Genomic DNA, 13,008 nt, shown 5'->3' on the forward strand with positions numbered 1-13,008 from the left:
GGACGCGGCGGCTGCCGCGTCCCGCCCCACTCTCGTATGTCAGCGGTCAGCGGATGGGGATGCCTGCCAGGGGTTCGGGCGATCACCAGGCGCTGGATCTGGCTGGTGCCCTCGAAGGTAGATCGCGATGTCGCGGTGTATGCGCCGCAGCGAGGGCGGCAAGACCGGGGCGCTGACCGTGGACACGGCGTGCGCCGCGCAGTCCGCGGTCACGGCTCACGCTGGGGCGACCGGACTCGATCGGGGCGAGGGGATGGCGCTGAAGGCGTGTGTCAGGGGCAGGGAGAGTCCGTCCCGCCCGTCGGTCGCTGTCCCCGGCTGGGGCCGACGGGCGGGTCCGAGTGCCGCGCCCAGCCAGAGGCGCGAACGGGATGGCTTGATTGTCACAGGCCGCACTGACATGGCCGTCAGAGCTTGTACATCCCGCTGTAGGGGATGGCGATACGGGTCTGCCCGGAACCGAAGTCGACGAGCAGTGCCCCGCCGATCGGCTCCGCGCCGATGATCCTTCCCAGTCCGTGCTCGTCATGGGAGACGCGGTCTCCAACGACGAAGTGCTTCTCCACGGGCTGTACGGGGGCTTTGAAGGGACTGGTGGGCAGATGGCGCCGGAGCGCGGGTCGCTTAGTCATTGGAGCTGAGTATGCGCGGTGGAACGCCATCCGCATAGACTCGAACACACGTACGAACACGCTCGCCTCGATGGATTCGGCTGCTGTGGGGGTGAGGTCGAAGCGCTCACCCGTGGGCCTGACAAAGTGCCCGGTCGCGGTCCTCGGCGTCGGCTCGGTTCGCCAACGAGCCCGTAGGACTCCGTCGTTGTCGGGCATGACAGCGGTGCACAGCGGCACGGATTCACCGGCATGTACAGACAGGGGCGCGGCGGCTTGAGCACGGGGATATCCGGACGGTCGGTTCGAGGAACTCGTGCTCTGCGGCGATGGCGCCGCACGGGCATAGCGCCCCCTGCAACGAGTGGTGGATCGACGGACAGGGGTGCCGGTTAAGCTTGCGCTGACCGAGGGGGCCGTCATTCGCCGCTGCCGCATCGCTGTTGTCTGCTTGCTGCTTCCGATGGTCCTCGTCGGGTGTTCCAGGCCCGAGGACCCAGTTCGCGCGCGCGGGGCGGAGACCTGCCCGAAACCAGTTGAGGACATCGACTGGTGCTTCATGGAGCGCCTTGACGAGCAGCACCCGCCGAAGGCGGATGTCGAGGTCCTGTTCGGCCCCTTGTCGGAACGCCACGTGGGGCTCCCGGTTGATCTGAGGATCAGGATCACGAACCACACCCGCTACGTCTGCACCTACGAGTTCAACGTGGAGAGCAACGACTTCGCCGACGGGGAGCCGACCAAGGTAACCGTCGACGTGCCGGGTGAGATCCGACCGGAGGGGTCTGTGGAGACTGTGCAGCGCACGCCAGTGATCAAGGATCCTTACCCGCTGTTCTACGTCGACGGCCTCTTCCGCTTTTGCCGGTAGCGGAGTGCGGACAGGCGGAAGCCCCGCCGCCCTGCACTCAGCAGGGGGCGGGACGGCCCAGCCGCGGAGGTTCTTCCGTCCCTGCGGAGCTCAGCGGATGGGCATGCCCGCGAGGGTGCGGGCGATCACCAGGCGCTGGATCTCGCTGGTGCCCTCGAAGATGGTGTAGATCGCGCTGTCGCGGTGCATGCGCTCCACCGGGTACTCCCGGGTGAAGCCGTTGCCGCCGAGGATCTGGACGGCCTGGGCGGTGACCTTCTTGGCGACCTCGCTGGCGAACAGCTTGGACATCGAGCCCTCGGCCGCCGTGAATGGCTTGCCGCTGACCGCCATCCAGGAGGCGCGCCAGACCAGCAACCGGGCCGCGTCGATCTGGGTGCGCATATCGGCGAGCTGGAAGGCGATGCCCTGGTTGTCGATGATCGGGCGCCCGAACTGCTCGCGGTTCCTGGCGTAGTCGAGCGCGTAGTCGTACGCGGCCCGTGCCGTGCCGACCGCCATGGCGCCCACGGCCGGACGGGAGGCCTCGAAGGTGGCCATGGCGGCGTTCTTCACGCGCTCGCTGCCGCTGCCCGCCCTGGCCCGTTCGCGGGCACGGGCGAGGCGCTCGTCGAGCTTCTCCTTTCCACCGAGCAGGCAGCGACCGGGGACCCGGACGTCTTCCAGGACGACCTCGGCGGTGTGGGAGGCGCGGATGCCGTGCTTCTTGAACTTCTGCCCCTGGGACAGCCCGGGGGTGTTCGGCGGGATGATGAAGGAGGCGTGGCCCTTGCTGCCGAGCTCCGGGTCCACCACCGCGACGACGACATGGACGTTGGCGATGCCGCCGTTGGTCGCCCAGGTCTTGGTGCCGTTGAGCACCCACTCGTCCTTGGCCTGGTCGTAGACGGCCCGGGTGCGCATCGAGCCCACGTCTGATCCGGCGTCGGGCTCGGACGAGCAGAACGCGGCGACCTTGACGTCGTCGACGTCCCCGTACATCTGCGGGATCCAGGTGCCGACCTGCTCCTCGGTACCGTTGGCGACCACACCGATCGCGGCGAGGCCGGTGCCGACGATGGACAGGGCGATCCCGGCGTCCCCCCAGAAGAGCTCCTCCATCGCCATGGGGATGCCGAGGCCGGTGGGGTCGAAGTACTGCTGGGCGTAGAAGTCCAGGGAGTAGATGCCGACCTTCGCCGCCTCCTGGATGACCGGCCAGGGTGTCTCCTCGCGCTCGTCCCACTCGGCGGCGGCCGGGCGGATCACATCCCTGGCGAAGCCGTGCAGCCAGTCACGGACCTGCTTCTGCTCGTGGTTGAGATCGAGCGCGAACTCGGTCATAGTCCCCTCCTGATGTGCACCGAGCCGCGTACTGCCAGCGGCGTTACTAGCGGTAACCGCAGTCTGTTACCGCCGGGTAGGAGCTGTCAACCGGAACCGGTCCGTTCGGCACGGTATCCCTGCGGAGTGTTACTTTGCGCAGGCCTCACGGAATACACACGGGCGGGGAGAACCACCATGGACAGCACCACTCAGCAGACCGACCAGCAGCGGTCGGCGGACCAGCGGCGGCGCGAGCTGCTCGAAGCCGCGGACCGCGTGGTGCTCCGGGACGGGCCTCAGGCGTCGATGAACGCGATCGCGGCCGAGGCCGGAATCACCAAGCCGATCCTCTACCGGCACTTCGGTGACAAGAGCGGCCTCTACCGGGCCCTCGCCAAGCGCCACACCGATGCCCTGCTGGACGCCCTGCGCGCCGCGGCCGACGCGCCCGCGGACCGGCGCGGACGGGTCGAGAACACCATCGACACCTATCTCGCCACCATCGAGGCCGCGCCCCAGGTCTACCGCTTCCTGATGCATCCGGCCGATGACCCCCACGCCGCCGAGCAGTCCACGCGCGGCTTCGACATCGGCCGGCACTCCGCCCCGCTGCTGCGCCGCCTGGGCGAGGAGCTGGGCAAACTCATCGAGGACCGCGTCGACCTCGGGCCGGGCGGCAGTGAACTGGCCAGGGTCTGGGGCCACGGGATCGTCGGCATGATGCACGCCGCCGGCGACTGGTGGCTCGGCGAGCGGCCCTGTTCCCGGACCCAGCTCGTGACGAGCCTGGTCGACCTGCTCTGGGGCCGGCTCGCCGAGGTGGAGGACCGCGGCAAGGGTACGGGGCTGTAGGCCCTGGAGGAGCACCATCGGGGCTTGCTCAAGGCTCCTCCAAGCCGCATGGCCCGGGCACGCCCGGGCCACGGGCGGCTACAGCAGGTTGCCCGGGAGCTCCCGGCCGCGCGCCCAGGGCGCCCGCCGCACCGCCCGCAGGGCACGGTTGCGGCGCAAGCCCGTGACGTGGTCCAGATAGATCCCGCCCTCCAGATGGTCGCACTCGTGCTGGAGGCAGCGGGCGAAGAAGCCCGTGCCCTCCACACGCACCGGATCCCCGTCCATCGTGGCGCCTTCGACCACGGCGCGGTCGTACCGGGGTGTGCCCGCCTCGAGTCCGGGCAGCGAGAGACAGCCTTCGGGGCCGCGTAGCGTGATCCCGTCGGCCGCGACGAGTCGCGGGTTGACCAGATGGCCGATGTGGCGGACATCCTCGTCGTCCGGGCAGTCGTAGACGAACACCCTCAGGGGGACGCCTACTTGGTTCGCGGCGAGGCCGACGCCCTGGGCTGCGTACATCGTGGCGAACATGTCCTCGATGAGCGACGCGAGCGAAGCGCCGAAGTCGGTGACGGGCTCGCACGGGGTGTGCAGCACCGGATCTCCGAGCAGGCTCATGGCTCGTACGAGTCCGGAACTGCCGGGGATCGAACGCTTGGGCATGGCGGTAAGCCTACGTTCCGCCCCGCCCCCGGCGGCGCCCCCCTCGGTGACCTCCCGGTTTCGCCGTGGAGCCGGAGTCGGGCGGTCGGCCGGAGCTCGATAGGCTGATGCCCGACCGACGCAAGGAGGATCTAGGACGATGGCAGGACACCCTGGCAACGCAGAGCCGCTGTCGCCACGAGCCAAGCTGGCCGTGACGGCCGGCAAGGCCGCAGCGGCGGTGTCGCGTGCGGCGGGACGCGGCAGCGGATCGGTGATCGGCGGCCGGGTGGCGCTCAAGCTCGACCCGGACCTGCTGAGCGCTCTGGCCCAGCACCTCGATGTCATCCTGGTCTCGGCGACGAACGGCAAGACCACGACCACCCGCCTGATCGCCGAGGCGTTGCGCGCCAGCGGCCCGGTCGTCTCCAACGCGCTGGGCGCCAACATGCCCGCGGGCATCACCTCAGCGCTCGCCGGCGGCTCCGACGCCAGGTACGGCGTGATCGAGGTGGACGAGAAGTACCTGGCGGGTGTCGCCCGGGACACCACGCCCAAGGCCATCGCCCTGCTCAATCTCTCCCGTGACCAGCTGGACCGCGCCGCCGAGACCCGGATGCTGGCCGAGAAGTGGCGTGAGGGCCTGTCCGGCACCAAAGCCGTGGTGGTCGCCAACGCCGACGACCCGCTCGTCGTGTGGGCCGCCTCGTCCTCCCCCACCGTCGTCTGGGTGGCCGCCGGCCAGGAGTGGAAGGACGACGCCTGGTCGTGCCCCGCCTGCGGCGGTGTGATGCAGCGCCCCGGAGACGACTGGTTCTGCGGCGAGTGCGGCTTCCGGCGGCCCGCCGTGAGCTGGGCGCTCAGCGGCGACCACGTTCTGGACCCGCACGGCTCCGCCTGGCCGATCCACCTCCAGCTCCCGGGCCGCGCCAACAAGGCGAACGCGGCCACCTCCGCCGCGGTCGCCGCCGTGTTCGGTGTCCCGCCTCAGGTCGCCCTGGAGCGCATGTACCAGGTGCAGGCGGTCGCGGGCAGATACGACGTGGTCTCCTTCCTGGGCCGTGACGTACGGCTGCTGCTGGCGAAGAACCCGGCCGGCTGGCTGGAGACCTTCTCGCTGATCGACCCGCCGCCAACCCCGGTGATCCTCTCCGTCAACGCCCGCGGCGCCGACGGCACCGACACCTCCTGGCTGTGGGACGTCGACTACACCCGGCTCGCCGGTCACCCGATCTTCGTGATCGGTGACCGCAGACTCGACCTGGCTGTACGCCTTGAGGTCGCTGGTCTGGACTTCCGGGTATGCGACACCCTCGACGCTGCCGTGCAGGCAGCCCCGCCCGGGCGGATCGAGCTCATCGCCAACTACACCGCCTTCCAGGACGTCCGCCGCCGCGTCGGCAACTGACCCCCGCTGATCGCAGAGATCGCAGAAATCGCAGAAGATGCAGAGGAAGACGAGCATGAGCGACAGCAGCCTGCGTCTGGTGTGGGTCTACCCGGACCTGCTCAGCACGTACGGGGACCAAGGCAACGCCCTGGTCGTGGAGCGGCGTGCCCGGCAGCGCGGCCTGGACGTGACCCGCGTCGACGTCCGCAGCGACCAGCCGGTGCCGACCTCCGGTGACATCTATCTGATCGGCGGCGGCGAGGACCGCCCGCAGCGGCTCGCGGCCGAGCGGCTGCGACGCGACGGCGGACTGAGCCGGGCCGCCTCCAACGGCGCGATCATCTTCTCGGTCTGCGCCGGCTACCAGATCCTGGGCCATGAGTTCATCAACGACATCGGCCAACGCGAGCCCGGTCTCGGTCTGCTCGATGTCGTGTCGACCCGTGGCGAGGGCGAGCGCTGCGTCGGCGACGTGCTGGCCGACATCGATCCGCGGCTCGGCCTGCCCCAGCTCACCGGGTTCGAGAACCACCAGGGCATCACCCATCTCGGCCCCTCGGCCCGGCCGTTCGCCCGCACCGTGCTCGGCAAGGGCAACGGCACCGGGGACGGCACCGAGGGCGCCTACAACGACACCGTGTTCGGCACGTACATGCACGGCCCGGTCATGGCCCGCAATCCGCAGATCGCGGACCTGCTGCTGAAGCTGGCACTGGACGTGAACGCGCTGCCCCCGACCGACGACCGCTGGTACGAGGCACTGCGCAGCGAGCGGATCAGGGCGGCGACGCAGCCCGCCTGAGCGGTCCCCTGAACCCGCTCTGAGCGCTCGTCTGAGCGGCCCTTGCGACGAACGAAGACGAACGGCCCGGCGCTCATCCGCCGGGCCGTTCGCACATCTGCGCCGGTGTCCACTGGGCGGACTTCCGGTTCGGCTCAGGGGGCCCCGCGCCGGTAGGGTGGCGGGGATCCCACCGGACGACGTGGTCCGGGAGTCAGCCACGTTGCAAAGGTATTCGGGCAATGCGCATTGGTGTCCTGACCTCCGGGGGCGACTGCCCCGGCCTGAACGCGGTCATCCGTTCCGTCGTGCACCGGGCGGTCGTCGATCACGGCGACGAGGTCATCGGTTTCCACGACGGCTGGAAGGGCCTGCTGGAGGCCGACTACCGCAAGCTCGACCTGGACGCCGTCGCCGGCATCCTGGCGCGCGGCGGCACGATCCTCGGCTCGTCCCGGGTCCAGCCGGCGCATCTCGTCGACGGTGTCGAGCGCGCCAAGGGCCATGTCGCCGAGCTCGGCCTCGACGCGATCATCCCGATCGGCGGCGAGGGCACACTGAAGGCCGCCAATCTGCTCTCCGAGGCCGGGCTGCCGATCGTGGGCGTGCCGAAGACCATCGACAACGACATCGCGTCGACCGATGTGACGTTCGGCTTCGACACCGCCGTCGGTGTCGCGACCGAGGCTCTGGACCGGCTGAAGACCACGGCCGAGTCGCACCAGCGGGTGCTGATCGTGGAGGTCATGGGCCGGCACACCGGCTGGATCGCCCTGCACTCCGGTATGGCCGCGGGCGCGCACGCGATCGTGGTGCCCGAGCGCCCCTTCGACATAGACGAGCTGACGAAGCGGGTCGGCGAGCGCTTCGAGGCAGGCAAGCGGTTCGCGATCGTGGTCGTCGCCGAAGGCGCCAAGCCGCGTGCGGGCAGCATGGAGTTCGACGAGGGCGGCAAGGACATCTACGGCCACGAGCGCTTCGCGGGAGTCGCCCGGCAGCTTTCCATCGAGCTGGAGGACCGGCTCGGCAAGGAGGCCCGGCCGGTGATCCTCGGGCATGTGCAGCGCGGCGGCACGCCGACCGCGTACGACCGCGTCCTGGCCACCCGGTTCGGCTGGCACGCCGTGGAAGCCGCGCACCGCGGCGAGTTCGGCATGATGACGGCCCTGCGTGGCACGGACATCACCATGGTGCCCCTGGCGCATGCCGTCGAGACGCTCAAGACGGTGCCGGACGAGCGCTACGCCGAGGCCGAGTGCGTCCTCTGATTCGGACGCCGGTCCGCTGATCGGTACCACCGTGGTCATCCGCAGAACCGCCCCCGCCCGCAGCCGCGGCCGCGGGCGGTTCTAGTCTGGTGCGGACAACAACCCCGAATCGGGACGCTCCAGGAGTACGCAGATGGATCACAGCGGGCACGGCGGCCAAGGCGAGCACGGTATGCCGATGGATCTGCCGCCGTTCACGCTGGGCCGCGGGCTCGAGCTGTCGCCGGATCCGGTGTTCCTGATCGGCTGCCTGCTCGCCCTGGGACTGTACGGCTGGGGCGTCATCCGGCTGGTGCGGCGCGGTGACGCTTGGCCGGTGGGCCGCACGGTCGCGTTCACCGTAGGTGTACTGAGCATCGCCCTGGTGATGTGCACCAAGCTGAACGACTACGGCATGGTGATGTTCAGCGTGCACATGGTGCAGCACATGGTGATCAGCATGCTGTCGCCGATCCTGCTGCTGCTCGGTGCCCCGATGACCCTGGCGCTGCGTGCGCTGCCGGTGGCCAGACGAGGCAGCAGGGGGCCGCGCGAACTGCTGCTGGCATTGCTGCACAGCCGCTATATGCGGATCATCACGCATCCCGCGTTCACCATCCCGATGTTCATCGCGAGCCTTTACGGGCTCTACTTCACCCCGCTGTTCGACACCCTGATGGGTTCCAGGGCCGGGCACATCGGGATGATGCTCCACTTCCTCGCGGTGGGCCTGATCTTCTTCTGGCCGATCATGGGGGTCGATCCAGGCCCGAACCGTCCCGGCTACGTGATGCGGATGCTGGAGCTGTTCGCCGGCATGCCGTTCCACGCGTTCTTCGGAATCGCGCTGATGATGGCGAGCGAGCCGATGGTGCGGACATACGCCGATCCCCCGGCGAGCCTGGCGATCAGCGCGATCTCCGACCAGAACGCGGCGGGCGGGATCGCCTGGGCCTTCAGCGAGATCCCGTCCGTGCTGGTGCTGATCGCCCTGGTGTACCAGTGGTACCACTCCGAGCAGCGCCAGGCGGTTCGCAAGGACCGGGCGGCCGACCGGGACGGCGACAAGGAGCTGGAGGCGTACAACGCGTATCTGGCCTCGCTCCAGGCCCGGGGGCGCTGAGCTGCTCGGCCCCGGCCCGGATCCGGGCCGGAGAGTGGCGCGGGACCCGTCGCCGGGGTCACGATGGCTGCACGCCCGTGGCCACGGCTGCGGCCACGGGCCCGAGCCATGGCGGCCGGCCGGGAGGAGGACGCATATGTCCGGAGCCACGAAGACGATGGGTGTGCTCACCGTCATCAGCCTGGTGCTCATCACCGGCTACACGGTCGCGCTCGGCAGCAACGGCTGGCTGTGGTTCGCCTGGATCGTGCTCGGTCTGGTCACCCTCGGGATGCTGGCCTCCAAACCGACCTGACGTGTGTTGGCGGCAGTCGCTCCGGATACGCCAGAGCCTTTGTTGCGGAAAAGCGTGCAATTTTCCCCAAAAAGGGCACTTCATTGGTATGAACAGCAACCGACCCGAGTACAACCCCGACCCCGACCCCGCCCGGACAGCGGGCCCGGACGGCGGTTCGACACCCGCAGGACAGACCCCGCCCGCGGAGTCGAGCACGTCCTCGGGCGCCGGCCCGTACAGGAAGCCCACTCGTGGCTGGGCGAAGGGGCCGTTGACCGCGATCTCGATTGTGGTCTTGCTGTTCGCGGCGTTCTTCCTGGTCTTCGCCTTGGTGCTGATCTTCTGAGGACCCGTGTGCGCGTGCGCGGGTCGCCTCCAGAGCGGCAGCCCGCTCGCCCTGCCGCGCGAACGCCGGCGCCACAGCCCGACCGATGCCCGAATCGCCTCCGGACACCAAGGCCACTCGACCCCGCGGCAGACCGTGGCCCTGACAACTTTCCGCTCCATGGTCCGGCGGAGGATCCACGGGCCCGGTTCAGCCCGGACGGGACCGTTCCCGGTCCGGGGACTCCGGCTGCGGGTGCTCGCTGACCGCATCCCGCTGCTCACGCGGCGGGCTCAGCTTTTCCACGGCGCCGCCTCGCGGCCCGACGCATCGGCGTCAGGGGCGGAATACTCCTGATCACGCGTACCCGACCTCGACCGGACACACCCGGAGCCACCTCAGCCGCCGGCCTACAGGGGCATGAAACGGCTTCACCGCCACTCAGGAGGCCGCACACCGCACCGCTTCCGGCGCGGGACCGGACGCCACCGGACTGTCCGACCGAGCGGCCGGAACACATCGACCAGCGACGAAAAGGGCCATAGTGATTGTCACCCGAATTGATCGCTGGAATCACGTCCCAGATACTGCAAACTGGCGGAGGCTGAAAGCCGCACACTCGCGCCCCGCCCCAGCACCTCAAGCCCTGCCAGAACGCGGCACCGGAGCTGATCCGGTGAGTTGGGAGAGACCCGGTGTTCTATTACGTGCTCAAGTATGTGCTGCTGGGCCCGTTGCTGCGGTTGCTGTTCCGGCCCAGGATCGAAGGTCTTGAGTACATTCCGGACGAGGGTGCGGCGATCATCGCGGGGAACCATCTGTCCTTCTCCGACCACTTTCTGATGCCCGCCATCATCAGACGCCGCATCACTTTCCTGGCCAAGGCCGAGTACTTCACCGGTCCTGGCGTCAAGGGCAGGCTGACCGCGGAGTTCTTCCGCAGTGCGGGGCAGATCCCGGTGGACCGGTCGGGCAAGGAAGCCGGGCAGGCGGCCATCCGCGAGGGACTCGGGGTGCTGGAGCGCGGCGAGTTGCTGGGCATCTACCCGGAAGGGACCCGCTCGCATGACGGGCGGCTGTACAAGGGCAAGGTCGGAGTCGCGGTGATGGCGCTCAGGGCGCGGGTGCCGGTGGTGCCATGTGCGATGGTCGGCACGTTCGAGGTCCAGCCGCCCGGGCAGAAGCTGCCGAGGATCAAGCGGGTGACGATCAGGTTCGGGGAGCCGCTGGACTTCTCGCGCTATGAGGGCATGGAGAACGAGAAGTCGGTGCTGCGCGCGGTGACCGACGAGATCATGTACGAGATCCTCGCCCTGTCGGGTCAGGAGTACGTGGACGAGTACGCGGCCACGGTGAAGGAGCGGGAGGCCGCGGCGCAGCAGCAGGGCAGGAGGTTTCCCCGGCTGCGGCGCTGAACCGCCGCCCGTTCAGCCGTTGCCGCTGTCGCTGCCGGCGCTGAGCGCGGTGTCGAGTATCCGGCGCAGCGCGAGCGCGTCGGGTGCCACGGCGGTGACCAGCACGGCAGGGCCCGCGAGCGGGGTGAGTACCGCGCTCGTCCCGAACTGCCGTGTCCGGGCTGGGTGTTTTTCGAACTCTGGGTCCACGATGAGGAGTTGACCGACCGCCCGGTGTCCGCCGAGCACTGCCGGGCCGTCCCAGCCTTCGGGCGCGGCCGGCCCGTAGGCGAGTTCCTGGTCGAGCAGCGGGCGCCCGGCGCGAAGCACGGTCAGGCGGGAAGTGAGGCTGCCGGTCTCCTCCCCGTGACGGCCGAGGATCTGCTCCTCCCGCAGTACCAGCCGTGCCGTGGGGGCGAGCCGGACACTGGTGCGCATCCGCAGTTCGCTCCCCCGGGCGCTGATCAGCGGTTCGGGCAGCCAGCGCACTTCGGCGTCGTCCGCCACGTCCAGTGTGATCTCGTAAACCGCGGGTTCGGGTGCGCGGCCGGGCAGGGCGACTGTCGCCGCCGCGGAGTCGACGTACAGCCGGGCGCCCTCGCGGACCTGGGCCTCGATGGCCAGTCGGTCACCGCCGAGCGGTGCGCTCATGGCGCCGACCACGGTGACGCGGGTGTGCGCTCCGTCAGCCCGGGTGCGGCGCAGTGCGAGCGGCCCCGCGCTTTCGAGCACGGGCAGTCCCCCGTCGCGGGTCGCGACGATGCGTGCCCTGGCCTGGACGCTCACGCTTCGGCGGTCCATGCGGAGAGCCGGGCGCGTACCCAGTTCGCCACCGGGCCGACGCCGTCCTCACCGGTCAGGGAGGTGAAGGCGACGGGGAGTTCGCCGCGCTGTTCCCTGGCGTCGCGGGCCATCCGGTCCAGGTCGGAGCCGACGTGGGGGGCGAGATCGGTCTTGTTAACGACCAGGAGGTCGGCGGTGGTGACCCCTGGGCCGCCCTTGCGGGGGATGTCATCACCGCCGGCCACGTCGATCACGAAGATCTGAACGTCGACCAGGCCCTTGGAGAAGGTGGCCGTGAGGTTGTCGCCGCCGGACTCGACGAGGATCAGGTCCAGGGGGCCGACGGTGTCCTCCAGGTCCTCCACCGCTTCGAGGTTGGCGGAGATGTCGTCGCGGATCGCGGTGTGCGGGCAGGCTCCGGTCTCGACCGCCTGGATCCGCTCGGGCGGCAGCACCGCGTTGCGCAGCAGGAACTCGGCGTCCTCGCGGGTGTAGATGTCGTTGGTGACGACCGCGATGGAGAACTGGTCGCGCAGGGCCCGGCAGAGGGCGGCGACGGTTGCGGTCTTCCCGGAGCCGACCGGCCCACCGAGGCCGATACGCAGGGCGCGCCGGCTGCCGTTGGGGCGCATGGCGTCGGCGCTCACAGCCGACGGGCCGTCGTGGTCGATGTGGTCGGGGTGCGTGGTGTGGTTTTGGCTGAGGTGCATGGGACGGCTCCAGTGGGGGTTATGAGGCGAAGAGGCGTACCGGCCAGGCCGCGTGCTGTTCGGCGGTGATGTCGAGCAGCGGCGCCGAGACGGCGGGCAGGGCGTCGATCCCCTGCCGGGCGGCGGCCGTGGCGTGGTCCGCGACCTGGTCCATGGCCGGTGCGAGGCGCGCGAGTACTGCGGTGGCCTCGAAGGGGTCGAGGCCCAGCAGGCGTACGGCGGCGGAGGCGGGCCCGCTGACCGTCTCGTACACGGCGCAGTGGGCGGCGTCCCGCTCGGTCAGTCCCGCGGCCCGTGCGGTGAGGCCCAGTACCACCGGCTGGTGTGCGCCCTTGGGATGTGCGGCGGCGAGTGCGTCGAGTTCGGGCGACGGCCATACGGTCCGGGCGGCCCGCATCAGCTGGCGGCCGAGTCTGCGGGCGGTGCTGCGCAGTACGGGTGACGGGGTGCGGGCATCGGCGGCGGCGTCCAGTGCCAGCGGGTCGAGCCCGCCCGCCGCGGCTGCGGCGAGCGCGGCAGCGGTCAGACCTGCGGTGTGCAGTCGGCCCTGGCAGAAGGCGCCGAGTCCGGCCGCGTCCCGGATCCGGCCCGCCTTGACGGCCGCCTCCACCCCGCCGGAGTGCGCATGTCCTCCGGCGGGGAAGCGTCCGTCCGCGAGGATGAGGAGGGCGGATCGGGTGGAATCAGCGGCGTGTGCGCGGTCGTTCGTTTCCAT

The 13,008-nt window shown here is 69.9% G+C and carries 15 protein-coding genes; 9 read left to right on the forward strand and 6 right to left on the reverse strand.

Going from position 1 to position 13,008, the window contains the following annotated elements; genetic code table 11:
- Positions 1–407 precede the first annotated feature (407 nt).
- Positions 408–632: a hypothetical protein gene (locus ACFWI9_RS11650; RefSeq protein WP_387160933.1), complete on the reverse strand. Its 225-nt coding sequence runs from the start codon at positions 630–632 to the stop codon at positions 408–410.
- A gap of 442 nt (positions 633–1,074) precedes the next feature.
- Here ACFWI9_RS11650 and ACFWI9_RS11655 point away from each other — a divergent pair, with 442 nt between their 5' ends.
- A complete protein-coding gene (locus ACFWI9_RS11655; protein ID WP_387160934.1) occupies positions 1,075–1,482 on the forward strand; it encodes a hypothetical protein in 408 nt (135 codons plus the stop codon).
- 90 nt (positions 1,483–1,572) lie between these two features.
- On the opposite strand, the gene ACFWI9_RS11660 is transcribed toward ACFWI9_RS11655, so the two are convergent.
- Positions 1,573–2,805, reverse strand: coding sequence for an acyl-CoA dehydrogenase family protein (locus tag ACFWI9_RS11660; RefSeq protein ID WP_387160936.1), 1,233 nt, complete (start codon positions 2,803–2,805; stop codon positions 1,573–1,575).
- A 177-nt stretch (positions 2,806–2,982) separates the two neighbouring features.
- Here ACFWI9_RS11660 and ACFWI9_RS11665 point away from each other — a divergent pair, with 177 nt between their 5' ends.
- Positions 2,983–3,639, forward strand: coding sequence for a TetR family transcriptional regulator (locus ACFWI9_RS11665; protein WP_387160937.1), 657 nt, complete (start codon positions 2,983–2,985; stop codon positions 3,637–3,639).
- 78 nt (positions 3,640–3,717) lie between these two features.
- On the opposite strand, the gene def is transcribed toward ACFWI9_RS11665, so the two are convergent.
- Positions 3,718–4,284, reverse strand: coding sequence for a peptide deformylase (def, locus tag ACFWI9_RS11670; protein WP_387160939.1), 567 nt, complete (start codon positions 4,282–4,284; stop codon positions 3,718–3,720).
- Between the two features lie 139 nt (positions 4,285–4,423).
- Here def and ACFWI9_RS11675 point away from each other — a divergent pair, with 139 nt between their 5' ends.
- The 7 genes from ACFWI9_RS11675 to ACFWI9_RS11705 all read left to right on the forward strand — a co-directional run bounded on the left by ACFWI9_RS11675 (position 4,424) and on the right by ACFWI9_RS11705 (position 10,821).
- Positions 4,424–5,671, forward strand: coding sequence for a MurT ligase domain-containing protein (locus ACFWI9_RS11675; RefSeq protein ID WP_387160940.1), 1,248 nt, complete (start codon positions 4,424–4,426; stop codon positions 5,669–5,671).
- Positions 5,672–5,726: 55 nt separating this feature from the next.
- Complete coding sequence (locus tag ACFWI9_RS11680) at positions 5,727–6,455, forward strand: type 1 glutamine amidotransferase (RefSeq protein WP_387160943.1); 729 nt, start codon at positions 5,727–5,729, stop codon at positions 6,453–6,455.
- 221 nt (positions 6,456–6,676) lie between these two features.
- Positions 6,677–7,702 carry a 6-phosphofructokinase gene (locus ACFWI9_RS11685; RefSeq protein ID WP_387160944.1) on the forward strand — a complete coding sequence of 342 codons (1,026 nt, stop codon included), beginning with the start codon at positions 6,677–6,679 and terminating at the stop codon, positions 7,700–7,702.
- Positions 7,703–7,835: 133 nt separating this feature from the next.
- Entirely contained in the window at positions 7,836–8,804 is a 969-nt protein-coding gene (locus ACFWI9_RS11690) for a cytochrome c oxidase assembly protein (RefSeq protein WP_387160945.1), read from the forward strand.
- A gap of 136 nt (positions 8,805–8,940) precedes the next feature.
- Complete coding sequence (locus tag ACFWI9_RS11695) at positions 8,941–9,099, forward strand: hypothetical protein (RefSeq protein WP_387160946.1); 159 nt, start codon at positions 8,941–8,943, stop codon at positions 9,097–9,099.
- Between the two features lie 88 nt (positions 9,100–9,187).
- Entirely contained in the window at positions 9,188–9,427 is a 240-nt protein-coding gene (locus ACFWI9_RS11700; protein ID WP_387160948.1) for a DUF6480 family protein, read from the forward strand.
- 674 nt (positions 9,428–10,101) lie between these two features.
- Positions 10,102–10,821 (forward strand): lysophospholipid acyltransferase family protein, encoded by a 720-nt coding sequence (locus ACFWI9_RS11705; RefSeq protein WP_387160950.1) that lies wholly within the window; start codon positions 10,102–10,104, stop codon positions 10,819–10,821.
- A gap of 12 nt (positions 10,822–10,833) precedes the next feature.
- Here the strand turns inward: ACFWI9_RS11705 and ACFWI9_RS11710 are convergent, their stop codons facing one another.
- The 3 genes from ACFWI9_RS11710 to ACFWI9_RS11720 are packed head-to-tail and all read right to left on the reverse strand — an operon-like array spanning position 10,834 to position 13,008.
- Positions 10,834–11,586, reverse strand: a complete 753-nt coding sequence (locus ACFWI9_RS11710) for an urease accessory protein UreD (RefSeq protein WP_387161021.1) — start codon at positions 11,584–11,586, stop codon at positions 10,834–10,836.
- On the reverse strand, positions 11,583–12,293 hold the full coding sequence (ureG, locus tag ACFWI9_RS11715) for an urease accessory protein UreG (protein WP_387160952.1): 711 nt from the start codon (positions 12,291–12,293) through the stop codon (positions 11,583–11,585). The genes ACFWI9_RS11710 and ureG overlap by 4 nt, the downstream gene beginning before the upstream one ends.
- Positions 12,294–12,312: 19 nt before the next feature.
- Positions 12,313–13,008: an urease accessory protein UreF gene (locus ACFWI9_RS11720; protein ID WP_387160954.1), complete on the reverse strand. Its 696-nt coding sequence runs from the start codon at positions 13,006–13,008 to the stop codon at positions 12,313–12,315.

Origin of the sequence: Streptomyces sp. NPDC127084, from assembly GCF_042724175.1 — a bacterium.
In the GTDB taxonomy this organism is placed as follows: domain Bacteria; phylum Actinomycetota; class Actinomycetes; order Streptomycetales; family Streptomycetaceae; genus Streptomyces.